At 72.5% G+C, this 18447-nt stretch carries 21 protein-coding genes and 1 pseudogene; 10 read left to right on the forward strand and 12 right to left on the reverse strand.

Going from position 1 to position 18447, the window contains the following annotated elements; genetic code table 11:
• Positions 1-22: 22 nt before the first annotated feature.
• From ACWGR4_RS38285 to ACWGR4_RS38305, 5 genes are all read right to left on the reverse strand, one after another.
• Positions 23-1303, reverse strand: a complete 1281-nt coding sequence (locus ACWGR4_RS38285) for a M20 family metallopeptidase (protein WP_380002382.1) — start codon at positions 1301-1303, stop codon at positions 23-25.
• The gene (locus ACWGR4_RS38290) at positions 1303-2211 is read right to left on the reverse strand and encodes a DUF1028 domain-containing protein (protein WP_452133740.1); all 909 of its coding nucleotides are present in this window, start codon (positions 2209-2211) and stop codon (positions 1303-1305) included. The genes ACWGR4_RS38285 and ACWGR4_RS38290 overlap by 1 nt, the downstream gene beginning before the upstream one ends.
• A gap of 98 nt (positions 2212-2309) precedes the next feature.
• Entirely contained in the window at positions 2310-3308 is a 999-nt protein-coding gene (locus ACWGR4_RS38295) for an LLM class flavin-dependent oxidoreductase (protein WP_452130446.1), read from the reverse strand.
• A gap of 4 nt (positions 3309-3312) precedes the next feature.
• Complete coding sequence (locus ACWGR4_RS38300) at positions 3313-3861, reverse strand: YybH family protein (RefSeq protein ID WP_380002385.1); 549 nt, start codon at positions 3859-3861, stop codon at positions 3313-3315.
• Positions 3858-4730 carry an alpha/beta fold hydrolase gene (locus ACWGR4_RS38305; protein ID WP_452130447.1) on the reverse strand — a complete coding sequence of 291 codons (873 nt, stop codon included), beginning with the start codon at positions 4728-4730 and terminating at the stop codon, positions 3858-3860. Before ACWGR4_RS38305 ends, ACWGR4_RS38300 begins: the two co-directional genes overlap by 4 nt.
• Positions 4731-4823: 93 nt before the next feature.
• On the opposite strand from ACWGR4_RS38305, the gene ACWGR4_RS38310 reads away from it, so the two are divergent.
• A complete protein-coding gene (locus ACWGR4_RS38310) occupies positions 4824-5738 on the forward strand; it encodes a MerR family transcriptional regulator (protein ID WP_452130448.1) in 915 nt (304 codons plus the stop codon).
• A 10-nt stretch (positions 5739-5748) separates the two neighbouring features.
• Here ACWGR4_RS38310 and ACWGR4_RS38315 read toward each other — a convergent pair whose 3' ends face one another.
• On the reverse strand, positions 5749-5883 hold the full coding sequence (locus ACWGR4_RS38315; RefSeq protein ID WP_452130449.1) for a hypothetical protein: 135 nt from the start codon (positions 5881-5883) through the stop codon (positions 5749-5751).
• Between the two features lie 60 nt (positions 5884-5943).
• A complete protein-coding gene (locus ACWGR4_RS38320; protein WP_452130450.1) occupies positions 5944-6282 on the reverse strand; it encodes a GNAT family N-acetyltransferase in 339 nt (112 codons plus the stop codon).
• 116 nt (positions 6283-6398) lie between these two features.
• Between ACWGR4_RS38320 and ACWGR4_RS38325 the strand changes: the two genes are divergently transcribed.
• The 4 genes from ACWGR4_RS38325 to ACWGR4_RS38340 all read left to right on the forward strand — a co-directional run bounded on the left by ACWGR4_RS38325 (position 6399) and on the right by ACWGR4_RS38340 (position 9506).
• Positions 6399-6896, forward strand: a complete 498-nt coding sequence (locus ACWGR4_RS38325; protein ID WP_380002390.1) for a carboxymuconolactone decarboxylase family protein — start codon at positions 6399-6401, stop codon at positions 6894-6896.
• An 89-nt stretch (positions 6897-6985) separates the two neighbouring features.
• A complete protein-coding gene (locus ACWGR4_RS38330) occupies positions 6986-7903 on the forward strand; it encodes a PhzF family phenazine biosynthesis protein (protein ID WP_452130451.1) in 918 nt (305 codons plus the stop codon).
• A gap of 33 nt (positions 7904-7936) precedes the next feature.
• On the forward strand, positions 7937-8926 hold the full coding sequence (locus ACWGR4_RS38335) for a hypothetical protein (RefSeq protein ID WP_452130452.1): 990 nt from the start codon (positions 7937-7939) through the stop codon (positions 8924-8926).
• Positions 8927-9041: 115 nt separating this feature from the next.
• Entirely contained in the window at positions 9042-9506 is a 465-nt protein-coding gene (locus tag ACWGR4_RS38340) for a nuclear transport factor 2 family protein (protein ID WP_452130453.1), read from the forward strand.
• On the opposite strand, the gene ACWGR4_RS38345 is transcribed toward ACWGR4_RS38340, so the two are convergent.
• Positions 9496-10467: an alpha/beta hydrolase gene (locus tag ACWGR4_RS38345; protein WP_452130454.1), complete on the reverse strand. Its 972-nt coding sequence runs from the start codon at positions 10465-10467 to the stop codon at positions 9496-9498. The genes ACWGR4_RS38340 and ACWGR4_RS38345 overlap by 11 nt on opposite strands.
• Before the next feature lie 111 nt (positions 10468-10578).
• Here ACWGR4_RS38345 and ACWGR4_RS38350 point away from each other — a divergent pair, with 111 nt between their 5' ends.
• The gene (locus ACWGR4_RS38350) at positions 10579-11160 is read left to right on the forward strand and encodes a TetR/AcrR family transcriptional regulator (RefSeq protein WP_452130455.1); all 582 of its coding nucleotides are present in this window, start codon (positions 10579-10581) and stop codon (positions 11158-11160) included.
• Between the two features lie 156 nt (positions 11161-11316).
• A complete protein-coding gene (locus tag ACWGR4_RS38355; protein ID WP_452130456.1) occupies positions 11317-11808 on the forward strand; it encodes a hypothetical protein in 492 nt (163 codons plus the stop codon).
• Positions 11809-11836: 28 nt separating this feature from the next.
• Here the strand turns inward: ACWGR4_RS38355 and ACWGR4_RS38360 are convergent, their stop codons facing one another.
• A complete protein-coding gene (locus tag ACWGR4_RS38360; protein WP_452130457.1) occupies positions 11837-12625 on the reverse strand; it encodes an alpha/beta hydrolase in 789 nt (262 codons plus the stop codon).
• A 68-nt stretch (positions 12626-12693) separates the two neighbouring features.
• Positions 12694-13575, reverse strand: a complete 882-nt coding sequence (locus ACWGR4_RS38365; RefSeq protein ID WP_452130458.1) for an alpha/beta fold hydrolase — start codon at positions 13573-13575, stop codon at positions 12694-12696.
• A 117-nt stretch (positions 13576-13692) separates the two neighbouring features.
• On the opposite strand from ACWGR4_RS38365, the gene ACWGR4_RS38370 reads away from it, so the two are divergent.
• The 3 genes from ACWGR4_RS38370 to ACWGR4_RS38380 all read left to right on the forward strand — a co-directional run bounded on the left by ACWGR4_RS38370 (position 13693) and on the right by ACWGR4_RS38380 (position 17373).
• Positions 13693-14379, forward strand: a complete 687-nt coding sequence (locus ACWGR4_RS38370; RefSeq protein ID WP_452130459.1) for a winged helix-turn-helix transcriptional regulator — start codon at positions 13693-13695, stop codon at positions 14377-14379.
• Between the two features lie 70 nt (positions 14380-14449).
• Positions 14450-15514, forward strand: a complete 1065-nt coding sequence (locus ACWGR4_RS38375; protein WP_452130460.1) for a DNA alkylation repair protein — start codon at positions 14450-14452, stop codon at positions 15512-15514.
• Positions 15515-15927: 413 nt separating this feature from the next.
• Positions 15928-17373, forward strand: coding sequence for a purine-cytosine permease family protein (locus tag ACWGR4_RS38380; protein WP_452130461.1), 1446 nt, complete (start codon positions 15928-15930; stop codon positions 17371-17373).
• Here the strand turns inward: ACWGR4_RS38380 and ACWGR4_RS38385 are convergent.
• Positions 17374-17723: pseudogene (locus ACWGR4_RS38385) on the reverse strand (DUF1330 domain-containing protein).
• A 144-nt stretch (positions 17724-17867) separates the two neighbouring features.
• Positions 17868-18410: a CGNR zinc finger domain-containing protein gene (locus ACWGR4_RS38390; protein WP_452130462.1), complete on the reverse strand. Its 543-nt coding sequence runs from the start codon at positions 18408-18410 to the stop codon at positions 17868-17870.
• Positions 18411-18447 lie beyond the last annotated feature (37 nt).

Raw genomic sequence — 18447 nt, forward strand, 5'->3', positions numbered from 1 at the left:
CCTCCTTCACGTGGGGCAGAATCTACAGTTGTCTGCCGGTTTGTCTGCTCGGGGAGACGCGGCCGGTGTCGGCCTGTGCCACGAAGTCGGCGAATCCCGCGATGGCGCGGGCGAAGGTGCGCGCGGCGAGGGTGAGGTCGCCGATCCCGACCCACTCGTCGGCGCCGTGGGCCTGCTCGATCGAGCCGGGGCCGTAGACGACGGTGGGAATGCCGAGACGATTGCGCAGGAACCGGGCGTCGGAGCCGAGCGAGAGGCCGATGAAGCCCTCGTCCGGCGCGACGCGCGAGCGTGGTCGGGAGTGGGATCGGGTGCGCGGGCGTGGTCGGCACGTGTCGACGAAGTCCGCGAAGGGGTGGGGCAGGGGCAACTCGGATGCCTCGCAGAAGAACGTCGGCAGTACGCGATAGTCGACGTCGGGGCAACTCGCGTCGATGGTGCGCACGATCGAGGCGTACACGTCGTCGGAGCTCTCCCCGGGCAGCGTGCGCCGGTCGATGGTCAGTTCGCAGGCGGGGGCGATCACGTTGGCCGCGACGCCGCCGCGCACCATCGCCACGTTGCACGTCGGGCTGCCGAGCAGCGGGTGCGGCCGGTCGTGGAAGCGGGCCAGGTGCAGGGCGGTGGTGATCCGCGCCGCGTCGGCCACCGCGGAGCGGCCGAGCGCCGGTTCGCCGCCGTGTCCCGCCGTACCGAAGACTTCGATCCCGGCCTGCCAGGAGCCGCGTTCGGCCACCGCGACGCGCAGCCCGGTCGGCTCGGGGACGATGCACGCGTCGGCCCGGACCAGGCCGGCGTCGACGAGTGCCGCCGTACCGTGGGCGCCGCCGGTCTCCTCGTCGGCGACGAGGTGGAAGACGATGTCGGCGTCCGGTACGAGCCCGGCGTCGAGGCACGCGCGCAGTCCCTCGACGGCGGCGGCGATCCCGCCCTTCATGTCCGCCGCGCCCCGACCGATCAGCCGGCCGCCGCGCACGACCGGGTCGAACGGCGGCGTGGTCCAGTCCGCCTCGACCACGGGCACCACGTCCACGTGGCCGTTGATCAGCAGGGTCGGCCGCCCGGGCGCGCCGGTGCCATGGCGAGCGAGCACCGACGGCCGGCCGCCGCTCGACGTGAACACCTCGGTGGCGCAGCCGATCGCCCCCATCACGTCGAGCAGCGCGGGTACGGCCGCGGCCTCCCGGCCGGGCGGGTTGCGGGTGTCGACGCGCACCAGGTCGGCCGCGGTGCGGGTGACCCGATCCACCCGGACGAAGGCGTCGACGGCGGACTCGGGTGTGTGCGGCGAGGGGCTCGCCATCAGCGGGTCACCTCGCTCCGCGGCAGGATACCGACCTGCGCCAGGCCGCGCGCGAACTCGGCCAACTGCGGTCGCCCGGCGCTCAGTTCGTCGATCAATGCGCGTCCGGCGTCGACCCGGCCGCTGCGCAGCAGCACGACCGCCCGCCACAGGTCCGCCTCACGGTTGGCGCCGAGGCCGATCGCGGCGGACGCGAGCGCGGCGATCGTCTCCCGGGCCCGGTCCGCGACGATCCCCGAGGCGTCGCCGATGACCAGGGGCGGGGTGAACAGGGCCGCCCCGATCGCCCGGAAACCGTCGTGGACGGGCAGCAGCCGGCGCAACTCGCCCACCGGGTCGGCGTGGTCGTCGACCCGGATGTCCGCGAGCACGTGCCGCCAGGGCCGCTCGTCCCGGACCGGGCCGACCACCTTGAGCACCGCCGACTGCGACCCGCGCGCGTCTCCCCCGGCCCGTTCGCCCGCGAGCAGCGCCGCGACGAGCCGGTCGGCGTGGGTCGAGGTCGAGGCGCGGTGGGTAGCGAGCATGGCCGTGCACACCGTGTCCGAGGCGAGCATGTTGCCCACCGCAGCCATGCCCTCGCCGCGCGCGACGCCGGTGTGCGGCGCGCAGCCGGTACCGGCGAAGCAGGCGTAGCGGCCGCCGGCGTCCATCACGATCGCCTGGCGATACTCGGCCTGCGGATCCGCCGACGTGAGCGTGTCGAGTACGTCGTCGGGCGTCGCGCCCGCCCGCAGCAGCGCCAGGCCCTCGTGCGGCCAGTCGGTGTTGGCGAACGCCTGACTGACCACCACGCCGACGCCGGCCTCGGCGTCGCCCACGACGGAACCCACGGCGAAGAAGTGCGACTGCGAGGCGAACCCCAGGGAGCCGTCGTCGGGATTGAAGCTCACCATCGAATAGGTCATCGGAATCTCCGATCGCTGTCGTATGCCGTGTCGTGTGCCGTGTCATGTGCCGTTGTGGGGCGGCCGGCCCGGGGATGCCGGGCCGGCCGCCCGACGTCTCAGCCGCCGGCGCGTCCCCGAAGCAGCGGAAGCAGTTCGCGCGCGAGCAGGTCGACCTGTGCCTCGGCGTCCCGATCGGGGTCGAGGCAGAGCGCGACACGGTCCGCCCCGGCCTCGGCGAGGAGGGTGATCCGCTCGGCGCAGTCGGCGGGGGTGCCGACGACCGCCAACTCCTCGATCCAGGCGTCGGGAATGGCCCGTACCGCGTCGTCGAAGTCCAGTGCGGCCAGTGCCTCGGCCTCGTCGGCGATCCCGTGCGCCTCGGTCATCGGGTTGCGCGGTCCGGCGAGGAGGTACAGCCCGAACAACTCGCGCAGCCGCTCGCGGGCGAGGACGGCGTCCGGGTCGACCGAGCACAGCGCGTACGCCACCAGGTCGTGCCCGGCCCCGGCGCCGCCGGCGGCCACCCGCTCGGCGGCCCAGCGCACGTAGCGCGTGCCCGCGAGCACGGAGAGCACCGTCCCGTCGGCCGAACCGCCGGACATGGCGAGCGCCTTGGGGCCTCCGACGCCGGCGAGGATGGGCGGCACCACCGCCGGCGGATGTGCCAGTCGCACCTCGCGGGCTCGATACGACGACGCCTCGACGGTCAGCGTCTCCCCGGCGAGGAGGGTGCGCAGCCCGGCGATGACGTCGCGGACCGAGGCCAGCGGCGTCCGGCTCCGGATCGCCATCTGATCCAGCCAGTCCGGGACCCCGGCGCCGACCCCGGCGCTCAGCCGGCCCGGGTACAGGCCGGCGAGCGTGGCCAACTCCATGGCCAGCAGCGCGGGATGGCGCGAGGTGGTGGGCACGATGCCGATGCCGACCGGGAGTTCGGTCGCGGCCAGGACGGCTCCGGCGGCGGCGATCGCGCCGGTGTAGAAGTAGTCCTCGCCGACCCACAGTTCGTCGAAGCCGCCGCGCTCGGCGGCCCGGGCCGCCGCGACGATCTCGGCCGGTCGTTGCGAACTGCCCAGCACGAGGGCGATCCGTGGGACGCGTCCGGTGGTGGTCATTGGCTCAGACGCCCTTCGGGAGCGGGTTCCAGGGTGTCCACCCCAGGCCGCGGCTGTCGGTGGAGTCGTCGAACCCGGGCCGCTTCTCGTCCGGGTCGGGCAGTGCGGTGATGTGGGTGTGCCACATGCGCCATTCGGGCGCACCGGTGCCGCTGTCGCGGTGGTAGATCTCGGTGGCCCGGCCGCGCGTCGCGTCGACCGCGTCGACCGTCCACTCGCCGCCGTCCAGCATCTCCGCGTCGATGGTGAACTCGCAGGCCAGCCAGGCGGTGTCGCCGCGGACCTCCAGGCGCATGATGCGGGTCTGCAAACCGCCGGTCTGGGCGATGAGTTCGCGATACCACTTCCACAACGCGACCTTCTCGGTCATGCCGAAGTACGGGTGCCCGTTGAAGTTGAACATCAGGTACTCGTCGCCGGGCGACGGGAACACCTCGACCATGCGGTCGATGTCCCAGCCGATGTTGGATTCCCACCACTGCCGGTGCAGGCGCAGGATCTCGGCGATGTCCGCCTCGGGCGCGGTGCGTTCCACGAAGGGGGTGTCGGTCATGCCGGGCTTTCCTTTCGGGTGATCGGGCCTCGGTCGGGTCGGGGTCGGCGCGACCGGGTGCCGTCGACGAGGGAGGCGATGTAGGCCGCGACCCGGGCGGGTGCGGTGTACATGGGCAGGTGTCCGTGTCCGACCAGGACGGCGAGCCGGCCGGCGGTCAGGTCCGCGAAGGCGCGGGAGTCCGCGACGGGGCAACCCCGGTCGCCGTCCCCGACGATGGCGAGGGTCGGACAGCGCAGACGGTGCGCCGCCTCCAGGCCGGCAGCCCCGGCGGCGGCCGTCCAGATCGCCGCCGCCGTATCGTCGGGGTTGACGCTGACGTCGGCCGCGACGGCGGCGAACAGGGCGTCGTCCAGGCCGGGTTCGTCCGCGAGCACCCCCAACACGGCGTGCCGTACGCCCATCGCGGCGATGGCCGCCAGGAACTCCCGCGTATCGCCCGGTTCGGCGGCCCGGAAGGCACCCCCCACCGTGGTCACGCTCGCGACCCGGTCCGGGTGCGCCGCCGCCAGTTCGACCGCCACGGCGGCGCCGACGGACGCGCCCACCACGTGCACCCGCGCCACATCCAGCGCGTCCAGAAGAGCCACACACTCCGACACCCACCCGTCCACACCGTAGGCGGCGCGGCGGGGCGACGCGCCGTGCCCGGACAGGTCGATGGCCACACACCGCCAGTCGGCGGGCAGCGCCGCGAGCACGGCGCGCCAGCAGCGCGCCCGGAGGTTGGCCGGGTGGACGAGGAGCACCGTGGGGGAACCGGGCCGGCCACCCTGCCTGAGCAGTGCGGACGTGGAGTGCGCGGCCGCGTCCGCATCCGCGTTCGTGTCCGCCGTCGTGCCGAAAACGATTCGTTCCAGGGATGACATCGAGGCTCCCCTCTTCGCTTGGGGCGCCATAGTTACAGTAACGATGTAAGTTTGTCGAGAGCAGAGATCGCGAACCGCCCTAGACTCCGGGGCATGAGTTGGCGAACGATCGGCGATGTCGCGGCCGAGGTCGGGGTCAGTCCCCAGACCCTGCGCGCGTGGGAGAAGCAGGACCTGCTCGTACCGGACCGGACGCCGGGCGGGCAACGCCGCTACGGCCCCGAGCACGTCGGCCGGGCCCGCAAGATCGCCGACCTGCGCCGCAGACACGGCTGGAATCCCGCCGCGATCCGCACCTCACTCGGCGAACCGGACCCCGCCGACACCCCTCCCCCGGCCGCCGACGGACCGGCCGCCGAGGCACCGGCCGACGGCGGTCGGCTGCGCCGCGCCCGGCTGGCGAGCGGCCTGTCCCTGAAGGAACTCGCCGCGCTGACCGGCACGTCCGTATCCCACCTGTCCTCGATCGAGCGCAGCGTGGAACGTGCCTCGACCCAGCTGATCGCCCGGATCACCGACGCCCTCGGTGTCCCGATGAGCAGCCTCGCGTCCTTCACCCGGACCAACGCCAGCGTGGTCCGCGCCGACGAGCGGGCGAGCGTCGTCCTGGAGGGCGGCGTGCAGTGGGAGGAACTGCTCCTGCCCGGCCACGACCTCGAACCGGCCCTGCTGACCATTCCGCCGCACGGATCCAGCGGCGGCCCCTACTCCCGGCCGGGCGAGTCCTTCGCGTTCCTGATGTCCGGATCGCTCCGCATCCGGGTCGGCGGCGGGCTCGGCGACCACGAGCGGGTCGCCGAACCGATAGACATCGCCGAGGGCGACTCGGTCGCCCTCCCGTCCCGCACCCTGATCTCCTGGGAGAACGTGGGTCGCAAGACCGCCCGGGCGATCTGGATCGAAGTCCTCTCCCCCAAGGCCTGGTCCGACCCGATGACCCGACGCATCATCAAGGCCGCGTCCGGCTTCACCCCACCCGACGACGAGCCCGCGCCGGACGGCGCCTGACCGATCCCGCTCACCGAGGACGCACGCGCGCCGCGAGCAGCGCGATGTCGTCCTCTCCGGTGTGCGGGGCGAGGCCGAGGAGCACCCCGTCGAGCAGGTCGTCGGGCGTGCCCGCGGCGGGCGGGCGAAGGCCGGAGCGCGTCACGGCGCCACCGGCGTCGGCCCCGTGGCGGGCCGGCGCCGGTCGACGCGGGGCTCGGTCGGGTCAGCCCTGGACCTCCTGCAGCCACTGCAGGATCTCGGGGGTCACCGGGTCGACGAGATCGGCGAACTCCTCGTGCTTGCCCAGGAATTGCTTGACATAGGGGCAGACCGGGACCACCCGCATCCCGGCGGCGCGCACGTCGTTCAGCGCCTCCCGTACCAGCACGGAGGCCAGACCTCGACCGGCGAACGCGTCGTCGATCTTGGTGTGGTAGAAAACGCGCTGCCCGCCCCGGTCGTGGTACGCCGTGAGACCGGCGAACGCGTCGTCGACGCGGATCTCGTAGCGGTGCCGGTCGGCAACGTTGTGGACGGTGGGTACAACGGCCTGCTCCGTCATCGCGAATCCTTCGTGGGGTGGGGCGGGGTGAGCCGGATTGCGAAAGTTCCACTTTCAACAATCACGATGTTGATGATAGGACGTGCGACGAGGGATCGCGCGATCAAGGAGTGCAGATGACCGAAGCGGTAGTGCCGGCCCAGGACCGACGTGTCTACATCGACAAGCAGAGCCCCGCCGCATACAAGGCGTTGCTCGCGACCGCCGAGGCCGTGCACGAGGTCGCCGCCGAGGCCGGTCTGGAACGCCCGCTCGTCGAACTGCTGAACATCCGGGTGTCCCAGCTCAATACCTGCGCGTTCTGCCTCGACCTGCACACGCGGACCGCGTTGCGCGCGGGCGAGACGCCGCAGCGGATCGCCGTGCTGCCCGCCTGGCGCGACACCCTGCTGTTCGACGCGCGCGAGCGGGCGGCGCTCGCGCTGGCCGAGGCCACCACGCATCCCGCCGACGCGGGTGCGCAGCACACGGCGTACGAGGCGGCGCGGGCGGTGTTGTCCGATGCCGAGATCTCGGCGGTGATCTGGGTGGCGATCACGATGAACGCGTTCAACCGGGTGTCCGTGTTGAGCAAACACCCCGTGCGCCCGCCCGCCACGACCCGTTCGGCCTGATCCGCGAGGCGGGGGCGCGAGTTCGGCCCGGCCCGGGAGGTGGGTACCGTGACGCGTGTGATTGTCGTCCACCGACTCGCCCTCGGCTGATGCGTGGGCACGGGCTGCCCGTCGCGATCGTGCACGCGTGTCTGCGCGGAGGCGGCGCGGACGGTCGAGGCCACGGCGGCAGTCCCACCGCCGTGCTCGACGACGTGGCGCTGAGCGATGCCGAGCGGCGGCGGATACCGACCCTGGCGGGCACGTCGCACGCCGTGTTCGTCTCGGTGCGCGAGGGCCGCACCCACGAGCCGGCGGTCTCCCTGCGCTTCTTCACCGCCGAGGGGGAACTGCCCGCGTGCGGCCACGGGACGGTCGCGGCGCTGGCCTTCCTCGCCGAACGGGCCGAGCGGGCCGCGGGGGACGAGCGGGCGGTACGGATCGAGGGCGGCGAGTATCGGGCCACGCTCCACACGGCGGGGCGCGTCTTCGCGGGCCGGGCCACGCGGCGGGCAACGCACGTCGACGCCACGTTCGACGCCGGCCGCATCGGGCTGCGCGCGGCCACAGCGGGCGAGTGCGACCTCGTCCTGCCCGCGCTCGGCATCGCCCCCGACGCGGTCGCCGCCGACATCCGGGTCGGCTCGCCGGGACGGTCGCGGTTGCTGGTCCCCGTCGCCACGCGGTCCGCCCTCGCCGCCCTCGATCCGGATCCGGAACGACTCCGTGCCGCGTGTGATCGGCTCGGCTTCCTGGGCTGCTGCGTCTACTCCGTACCGACGCCCGCCGGCCGGCCGGCGGCCCGCGTGTTCGCCCCGTCGATCGGCGTGCCGGAGGACATCGCGAACGCCAACAGCGCCGCGTGCCTCGCCGCGCACCTGGCCGATCGGGGGTTCACCGAGATCGCGGTCGAGATGGGCGACTCGCTGGGCAGCCCCGCCACGATCACCGCCGGCACCTCGGGCACGTCGATCCACCTGGGCGGCGCCGCGCGGGTCACCCGGACGGTGCGTCTCACGCCGGGTTGACCCTCTCCCCGTGTCAGGCGGTCGACTGTCCGCATGTTCGCCTACGTGGGCTCCGGCCCCTACTGCTACTCGTCCTCCCTCGCGATGGTGCTCGGCGCCGACGCCCCCTCGCTCGCCGTCATCGAGACCCTGACCGGCTCGCCCTTCGGCTGCCAACTCATCGGCGGCGTCGTACCGTTGTTCGATCCGTACGGGTGGGATCCGGACCGGGGCCTCGACGACGCGATCGCGCTCCTCGGCTGGTCCCGCACGCGCGCCGCGGCCGGCACGCCGGCGGAGGCCGTCGCCCGGCTGCGGGCGGCCTGCGCCCGCGGCCCCGTCCTGGTCGGCCCGGTGGACATGGGCCTGCTGCACTACCTCCCCGAGAGCCGAGGGGCGTTCGTCCAGGGCTCGGGAGTCGCCTCGCCGGGCATCGGGGACGACATCGGCGGTGACCTCGGGGTCGCCGACCACTACGTGGTGGTCCTCGAAGTCACCGACGACACCGTGCTGTTGCACGACCCGCACGGCCATCCGTACGCCACCCTCCCGATCGACCGGTTCACGGCCTCGTGGCAGGCGGAGAAGGTCACCTACACCGACGAACCGTTCGTCATGCGGACCGACTTCGTGCGCCGCGAACACGTCGCCCCCGCCGAGGCGTTGCGCCGCTCGCTGGCCGCGGCCGTCGGCTGGGCGGGCGGGCGCGAAGATCTGTCGATGCCGGCGGGATCCCTCGCCGGCGGCGCCGCGCTGGAACGCCTCGCCGCCCAGGTGGACGGCGGACTCGCGGCGGAGGTCCGGGTCCTCCTCGAAGTGTTCGCGATCCGCGTCGGCGTCCGCCGGCTCGTCGACGCCGCGACCTGTCTCGCCGACATCGGCCGGATCGAGGCCGCCTCGATCGTGACCGACCAGGCCCGGATCCTCGGCGGCCTGCAATACCCCCTGGTGATCGGCGACGACCGGGCGCTGGCGGCCGGATTCCGCCGGCTGGCCCCGACCTACGAGCGCCTGCACGCGGTACTCGCCGCGTCGCTCCCGTAGGGCGCGCCGGCGGTTACCTATGCGTGACGGATTCGCCCGGCGCGGGCCGCGCGTACGTTCGTCGGGCGGGGACGACCGGGGCGGCCGGTCGCACGCGAACGGAAGGGCGATTCGAATGAACGCGGACACCACCTCGGCCCCCACCCGCGACGTGGTGGGCGAACTCCTGCGCCGGATCGGGGCCGGCGACGTCGAGGCGATCGCCGACCTGTACGCCGAATCCGTCGACTGGAAACTGGACTGGCCGCTCGCCGAGCACGGGCGGGCGGCCACGCCGTGGATCCGGCGGCGCACCACGGGTGCCGAGGCCGCCGAGCACTACCGGCTGATCGCCGAACACCACGTGCCGGAACGGGTGGACACCACGGTCGAGCGGATCCTGGTCGACGGTGCCGACGCCGTCGTGCTGGGCGAGATCCGGCAGACGGCGCGCAGCACCGGGCGGGCGTACACGGCCCGCTTCGCGCTGCACCTGACCGTCGAGGACGGGCTGATCACCCGTCATCACGTCTACGAGGACAGCCTCGCCGTCGCCGCCGCGTTCGACGGCGACGGCCTTGCGGGCGAGGTCACGCGCTGAGCGAGGCGCCGAGGAAGCCGAGGATCTCCGCCCGCGCGGGCTCGGCCTGCGGCACCAGGCCCGGCAGGCTGAGAAACGCGTGCCCCGCTTCCGGGTATTCGGTCAGCCGCGCGGGCGTCCCGGTCGTGTGCAGTCGTTCGGCGTAGCGGCGGCCGTGATCCGCCAGCGGGTCCCGGGTCGGCACCACCACGAGCGCCGGGGCCAGGCCGCCCGGTGTGTCGGCGTGCAGGGGCGAGAGCGGACGCGGGTCCGTGCCCGCCGGCACCCCGAGCCGCCGGAACAGGCGCAGCACCGGCACGGCGAGGGTCGGGGTCTGCGCGTACTCCCGCATCGAGTCGTGCTCGAACATCGTGTCCGTGACGTCGACGGCGGGGTTGACCAGCACCTGCGCCCGAAGCGGCAGCCCGGCCTCGGCGGCCCGGATCGCGACCAGGGCGCAGATCAACCCGCCGCAACTCTCGCCGAGCACGGCGGTCCGGGCCGGGTCCATGCCCCACTCGGTGGCGTGTCGCACGACGTGGCGGTACACGTCCCAGCCGTCGTCGACGGCCGCCGCCAGCGGATTCGCCTCGTCCACGAGGCGGTGTTCGACCGAGACGACGACCGCGGGCAGCCGGCCGGCGAGCCCGCTGTTGACCCAGTCGCTCTGTACCGCCGTGCCCACGAAGCCGCCACCGTGTACGTGGAGCACGAGCGGCAGCCCGGCCCCGGCGTCCGGCCCGCGCTGCCCGTCGTGTTCGGGCGACGCCGGCCGGTATACCCGCACCGGCAGATCGCGGCCGGGCAGCGCCAGGGTCCGCCACTCGATCGTGACGCCGGCCTCCGGCTCTCCGGTGATCGCCCGCGCGGCGTCGGACGCCCGGAAGCGGTTCTCCGCCTCGCGATAGGCGACCAGTTCCTCGGCTGTCAACGCCGACCAGTTCGGCTCCGCCGGCCGCTCGATGGTGGTGACCTCGCTCATTGTTTCTCCTTGCGCTCCGGGTTGTGCTCGACCTGCCCAGGTTTCGATACCCGAGGTATCGCTACCTTAGGTATCGATACCTAAGGTAGCGCAAAGAGATATCGTGTGGCCATGACATCGACTGCTGCCGCCAGGCCGCCCGGTCGTCCGCGCGCGGGCGTCAACGACGTGGTCTTCGCCGCCACGCTGAGCACGGTCCGCGAACTCGGTTACGCGCGCGCCACCGTCGAGCGCATCGCGGTCGCGGCGGGCGTCGCGAAGTCGACCGTGTATCGGCGCTGGCCGTCGAAGGGCGCGCTGATCGTGGACTGCCTGTTGGACGCGTTCGGCCCGGCGCCGCTGGAGGGCGCCGATCGTGCCGAGGCGCTGACCTCGACCATCCGCTGGATCGCGGCGAAGATCGGCGAGCCCGGGGTGGGCGACGCGTTCGCGGGCGTGTTCAGCGACGCGGTCAGCGATCCCGCCCTGCGCGAGATCCTGTCCACGCGGTTCCAGGACCCGTACCGCATCGCCTTTCAGAACGCGCTCGGCGAGCCGGAGAACCGGGTCCTGTTCTTCATCGACGTCGTCGTGGGAACCCTGCTCCACCGCATGGGCATGACCGGCGAACCGATGGTCGAGGCCGACGTCACCGCACTGATCGAGATGATCGTGCCCCTTTTCGCCACCGACAGGCCCACCGATCCGGTCTGAACGATCCGGCCGAAACGGGCCGATCCCCGATTCGGGGTGAGCTGGTTCCGGTGCCCGCGGCGTGGTCTCCTGGGCGCGGGGCACCGGTTGCCCCGATTCGTCGTCCCGACCATGCGGTGTCGGAACGAACGTCAGACACCTGTGAAGGAGTTCGCAATGTCCGCACCCTCGTTATCGAGGCCCTGTACGTCGAAGCCTCGGGGCGCCAGGCTCGGCCGTCGGCTCCGCGCCGCCGCCGCGTGTGCCGTCGTGGTCGTGGGCCTGGCCGCACCCACGGCCGTCGCCGCGCCGCACGCCGCGCACAGCGCCGCCACACCGCACCACGCCGCCGTACGGAACACCAAGTCGCTCGTGGTGCTCTGGGCCGAGGCCCGGCCGAGTTCGTTCCCGCCGAACAACGGCACGCTGACCATCGGCGGCACCTATACCTGCACCGTCGGCAGCACCGTGCAGGTCGGGTTCAGCTCCCTCCAGATCATGCCGACGGCGATGCCGTCCGGCGCCGGTTTCCTGCCGTGCGGCCCGGGCGTCGTCGACGCGACCTGGGAGTTGACCAGCCTCGGCACCCCTGACGTGCATCACGGACACGTGTCCGTCTTTCCCACCTTCGACGGAGCCGGCCAACTGCCGGTGCAGTTGACCGCTTAGCGGCGAACGACCGGCGCCTCGGCGGTGATCAGACGCCGGGGCGCCGACCCGGGGCGGAACCCGGGCCGAAGTCGGCCGATGCGCCGCCGAGATGGCGGGCGAGGAAGCGTCCGGAGTCTTCCACCTCGAAGGCGGGTACGTCCGTGTGGCCGCCGGTGTTGGCGTGCAGCGTCTTGTCCTTCGCACCGAACGCATCGAAGAGGGCCAACGCCCGCTCGCGCGGGATCAGTTCGTCGTCCCACTGGACGAGGAACCCGATCGGGACGGTGATCCGCATCGCCGCCTCCATCAGACTCGCGTGCCCGGCGAGGCCGAACACCGCCGCGCCGATCCGCGGTTCGGCGGCGACGAGCGGGATGCCGATCGCGCTGCCCATGGAAAGGCCCCAGTATCCGACCGGGCCGGCCGCGCCGACATGCTCCGAGTCCCGGAGGGCATCCAGGACCGCGCGCCACTCGGGTACCGCCCGGGCGGCCAACTCACCGCTGTAATCCGCCAGTTCGGAACCCAGCGGGCGGCCGGCCGCGATCCGCTCGCGCACGCCGGCGGCGAACTCCTCGTCCCGACGCGTCCTCGGCCGCCCGCCGTGCCCGGGGGCGTCGACGGCCGCCACCGCGAATCCGTGGGCGGTCGCGAACCGGCGGGCCCGCGCGGCCAGGCCCGGGGTCCGCGCGTGCGTGCCGCCGCCGTGACCGAGCAGCACCAGTGGACGTGCGTCGGGGGCCTCGACGGGCGTCCACAGCACACCCGGGATGTCACCGAGGGCGAAGGCCCGTTCCGAGACGCCGGCCGAGGTCGTCTCCGACGTGAAACGCATGTGCATGGGGTTCCGCCCTTCGCGGCGGGCACCGCGGCACGGGCCCGCCGTCCGTCGTCCGTCGCCGGTCAGGAGGCCGCGGTCTGTCGAACGATCGCCGGAACGATGGTGTCCCACGTCGCCTCGGGCGGCATCTGGTGGCCCATGCCCGGCACCGGGATCAGCGTACTGCCGGGGATCTCGCGGGCCAGGGCCTCCGCGTGGCCGTACGGGAAGAGCGGATCGGCGGTGCCGTGCAGGACGAGTGTGGGCGCGGTGATCTCGCCGAGGCGGGCGCGGATCGGCTCGCCGCCGTCGATCGCCCAGTGGTTGGCCGCGGCGGCGGGGACCGGGCTGCGGTCGAATGCACGCCCTGCGGTCAGCCGCACGCGCTCCTCGTCGACGGGGATGGTCCCGGCGAAGGCGTGTTCGGCGGCCAGGAAGTACGCGATCACCGCGTCGCGGTCCGCCCAGTCGGGGGCGGGCGCGGGTTCGGCGAACACCTTCTGCAGGGACTCGCTCATCGGCGGCAGCTCCGGGCCGTCGTTGTCGCCGGGGCCGCCCGGGCTGGTGGAGAGCAGGGTGAGCGTCAGGACCCGTGCGGGGGCCCGGAGGGACAGGCGCTGGGCGAGTCCGCCGCCCATGGAGATGCCGACGATGTGCGCGGCGGACAGTTCGTACGCGTCCAGCACGGCCAGGGCGTCGGTCGACAGGTCTTCCTGCGTGTACGTCGGCGCGCCGAGCGGGAAGGTGGTCGACTGCCCCGTGTCGCGGGTGTCGTAGCGGATGACGTACCGGCCGGATTCGGCGAGCCGGGCGACGAAGTCGTCGTCCCACCAGTCCCGGGACGCCTCCGCGCCGCCGATGAGCAGGATCGCGGGTGTCGCGGGGTCGCCGAATGCCTGCGCGGCGAGGTCGACACCGCCGGCGTGGACGACGCGCTCGGTCGAGGTGGGGTGGGCGGCGCACATGGATGCCTCCAGTGGAGTGGATGGGGCGATGCGGGAACCGTACTACGACTTTCGAAGCTTGCGCTACGATATTCGTAGCGAGATGCTCTCGTGGTGTCACTTTCGAAGGAGGCGGGGATGCCGGCAGCGACTCCCGGCGGCGCGCACGACGGTCGACGCACCTACGGCCAGGCGTGCCCGATCGCGCACGCGCTCGACCTGATCGGCGAGCGCTGGGCCCTGCTCGTGGTGCGCGAACTGCGGCTCGGGCCGCGGCGATACGCCGACATCCAGGCCGCCCTGCCGGGTCTGGGCCCGAGCGTGCTGGCCCAGCGGCTGCGCGAACTGGAGGCCGTGGGCGTGTTGCGGCGGCGCGTGCTGCCGCCGCCGGTCTCCGCCAAGGTGTACGAACTGACCGAGTGGGGCGCCGAGTTGGAGCCGGTCTTCGCGGCGCTGCGGGTGTGGGGCATGCGCTCGCCGGTGGTGCCGCTCCGGGGGGACATCGGCAGCGACACGGTGCTGCTCGGTCTGCGGGCGTACTTCGTGGCCCGACCGCGGGACCCGTGGACGGCGGCGTACCGGATCGACCTGGGCCGCGAGACCTACCGCGTCGTGGTCGTCGACGGCGAACTCGTCACGGTCGCCCGCGGTGAGGACCCGACCGCGCCCGCGCCGGACGTACACGTCGTCGCGGAGACCGCGACCCTGCAGTCCGTCCTGACCGGAAAGGTGCCGCTGGCATCCGCCCTCGCCGACGCCGGCCTGACCGTCACGGGCGATCTGGCGGCCCTCGAACGCCTGGTCGAGGCACTGCCGGCGCGCTGAGCCCGTGCGGGCGTGGATGCGGGGCGCGCGCCACCGCCCGGTGTCGGACCCCTCTGGGAGCCTGGCGCGCATGGCCCAACCGCTCAAGGACATGATCAACGCGACCTCCGTCGCCACCCTGGCCGACGCCGTCGCCGCCGCCCGTGACGGCTTCCCGCGCGACCGCTTCGTCGCCGCCGCGCTGACCGGGCTGGACGGCCTGGAGCTCAAGGCCCGCGTCGGCCACGTCGCCCGGGCCCTGCACACGACCCTCGACGTGCCCTTCCCGGCAGCCGCCGAGGTCCTGCGCGCGGCGACCGAACACACCGTCCTGGACATGTGGAGCGGCTGGCCCGCCACCGACTACGTCGCGGTGCACGGCGTCGACCACCTCGACGAGGCCATGGCCACGCTCGCCGTGATCACCCCCTTCGCCACGGCCGAGTTCGCGGTGCGGCCCTACCTCGACCGCCACGAGGACACCGCGCTGAAGGTCATGCGCGGCTGGGCCGAGTCCGCCGACGAGCACCTTCGTCGGCTCGCGTCCGAGGGCACCCGGCCCCGGCTGCCCTGGGGCACGCGCGTGCACTGGCTGATGTCTCCCGGTCCGACGCTGCCCATCCTGGAGCGGCTGCGCGACGACCCGAGCGAGTACGTCCGGCGCTCGGTCGCCAACCACGTCAACGACATCGCCAAGGACCACCCCGACACGGCACTGGCCGTCCTCGGCCGCTGGCACGCCGAGGGCGGCGTACACACCGACCGTGTGGTCCGGCACGCCGCCCGGGGCCTGCTGCGGGCCGGCCATCCCGAAGCGCTCGGCCTGATCGGCGCGGCACACGGCAGCGGCACGGTGGAATCGCTCGTCGTCGCGGACACCGTCACGACCGGCGACCGCATCCCGTTCACCCTCACCGTCCGCGCCGACGCCCCCGGGCCAATCGTCCTCAAGTACGCGATCGCCCGCGACGGTTCCCGCCGCGTCTTCCACCTGGCCGAGCGGGTGGCCAAGGCCGCCGGCGACACGTTCACCCTCGCCAGATCCCACTCGTTCCGCCCGGTAACCACCCGCACCGAACCCCCGGGCCCCCGCACCCTCCACATCATCGTCAACGGCGAGCCCCGAGCCACCGCCCCCTTCACCCTGCTCCCCTGACCCCACCAAGGCCCCGAACGGCCGGCACACGTGGGGCGCGGGAGCGGGCCTGCGCTGGATGACGGGCTTCGGTGCGGAGCGGCGGGCGTGGATGCAGGCGCAGGCCTCGGCCGCCGGGTGCTCCGCGCATGTGTGACTCGCGTGCGCCGACGCGGCCGGGGCCTTCGCCCCGCATGGCGGGGCGCTCGCTGTTTCGACTCGGGGAGAGTGCGGCCGGGCCGCGTCGTGAGGGGCGTGCGCTCGGCTCGGTCATGATCGAATCGCAGGTCGGTGCGCCCGGTCGCCTTGCATTTCGGGTGTGCGCGTCGCCTACATGAATCAATTCATTCAAGCCGTTGACGTTGGTTTAAATGCATGCAAGATTCTGCGCACCACAACGCCACACACGTACGCAGATCGACGGGGAGACGCCCATGACCCTCGAGCAACCGTCCGAATCCCGTCTCGCGGTGGAGCACCGCACCATCGAGGTGATCCCCGACGCGGAGCGGCACGGCACGCCGCGGAGTCAGTTCACCCTGTGGTTCGGGGCGAACATGCAGATCACCGCGATCGTCGACGGCGCCCTCGCGGTGGTCTTCGGCGCCGACGCATTGTGGGCGATCCCGGCCCTGCTGATCGGCAACATCCTCGGCGGCATCGTCATGGCGTTGCACTCGGCCCAGGGACCCCGGTTGGGTGTGCCGCAGATGATCTCCAGCCGCGCGCAGTTCGGCGTCTTCGGCGCGGTGCTGCCGCTGGTCATGGTGATCCTGATGTATCTCGGCTTCGCCGCGACCGGCAGTGTGCTGGCCGGGCAGGCGGTCTGCGAGATCCTGCACATCGACAACACCAAGGTCGGCATCCTGATCTTCGGCGCGCTGACCGCCGTGGTCGCGGTGACCGGATACCGACTCATCCACCTCGCGGGCCGGATCGCGACGGTCGCCGGCATCGTGGGTCTGGGCTACCTGGTGATCGCTCTGTTCGCCAAGTACGACGTCGGCGCGCACGTCGGCAACAAGTCGTTCGACCTCGCGACCTTCCTGCTCGCGGTCTCCCTGGGCGCGGGCTGGCAGTTGACGTTCGGTCCCTACGTGGCCGACTACTCCCGGTACCTGCCGCGCGAGACCAGCGAACGCGCCACGTTCTGGTCGACCTTCGCCGGCAGCGTCATCGGTTCGCAGTGGTCGATGACGCTGGGCGCGCTGATCGCCGCCGTCGCGGGTGACGCCTTCCTGCCCGACCAGGTGGGATTCGTCGGGGATCTGGCCGGGCCGGCGTTCGTCGCGTTCCTGATCTACCTGGTCATCCTGGTGGGCAAGCTGACGGTCAACTGTCTCAACGCGTACGGCGGCTTCATGTCGATCCTGACCACCGTGACCGCCTTCGACGGCCGGTCCCGGATCTCGCCCGTCGTGCGCGCGGCGTACATCGTCGCCTTCACCGCGACATCGGTCGTGATCGCGATCGCGGCCAGTGCGGACTTCCTCGGCAACTTCAAGAACTTCGTCCTGCTCCTGCTGATGGTCTTCACCCCGTGGAGCGCCATCAACCTGACGGACTACTACCTGATCTCGCGCGAACGCGTCGACATCCCCGCCCTGTACGACCCGAACGGCCGCTACGGGCGCTGGAACATCCCGGCGCTGACCTGCTACGTGGTCGGCGTCGTCGCGCAGATCCCGTTCCTGGCCCAGAAGTTGTACACCGGACCGCTGACCGAACGCCTCGGCGGCGCGGACATCTCCTGGATCGTCGGCCTCGCGTTCACCGCGGTGATCTACTACGCGTGGGCCCGCAAGACCAACAACCCGCCCGCCGAGACCATTTACCCGGCGGCGGATCGCGGCGACGACGCCGCGAGGGTGCTCGTGTAGCTACTCGCCCCCGGCCGTCGCCGCCCGCATCTTCGCGACGGTGACGGCCGGGTCGTAGTTCTCGGGGACACCCTCGACCAGGATGATGTCGCCCTCGATGTGCCGCGAGCGCAGGGGGCGATCTCCTGGTATGCGGGCGAGTCCCACCAGGTCCGGGCCTCGACGATGCCGGGGAAGCCGATCATCACCACGCCCCCGGGCCAGGTGCCCTCCTTCACCTCGTGCGGCGTGACGTGCACGAGGAAACGGCCGCCGTACGGCGCAAAGGTGCCGGGCAGGCGCTCGATGTAGTCGGCGATCTCGGGGTGCGGAGCGGCGTCCCGCAGCTTGGCGATGGCGTAGGCGGTCATGTTCGTTTGCTCCTCTGTCGTCGTGTTTCCCTGGCGAACACCAACCTAGCCAGGCAGCCGCCGACGACGGGGAATCGGTCGCGCATAGGTGGTTTCCGTGTGCCGCTTCGGTGCCGGTCGCCCTCGCCGTCCTGTTGATCGCGATCACGCCCCGCGCGCACCCCGGCGGGCGCGGTAGGCGGCCACCGCGTTGCGGTTGCCGCACGCGGTGCTGCAATAGCGGCGCGAGCGGTTGCGGGTGAGGTCCAGGACGATGCCGCCGCACCCCTCGTCCGCACACAGGAACAGCCGGGACATCTCGTCCGTGCGGACCACGTCGGTCATCGCCATGGCGGTCTCCACCACCACGCGGCTCGCCAGTGGCGCGTCGCCGGACACCGCGTGCAGGTGCCAGTCCTGGTCGTCGTGCCGCACGAGCTGCGGAAGCGCGCCGGCGTCGGCCAGCATCGTGTTCGCCAAGCTCGCGGCGCGGTCGCGGTCGGCGGTCAGCAGCTCGCGCAGCACCGGGCGCAGCGCACGCAGGCTCGCGAGTTCGGCGGCGTCGCCGTCCCGGCGGCCGGTGTAGCGATGCTCGACGTACCACGCGTCCACGTCCTGCACCGTGGTGAGGGTGTCCGGCGCCTCCGCGCTGTTGATCAGCGCCACGACGGCCTGCAGCGACGACTCGGTGTCATGACCAAAAATCATTTTGACAGCTTACCGACCGCACCCTTACCGTCATGAT

This window comes from Embleya sp. NPDC055664 (assembly GCF_053618075.1).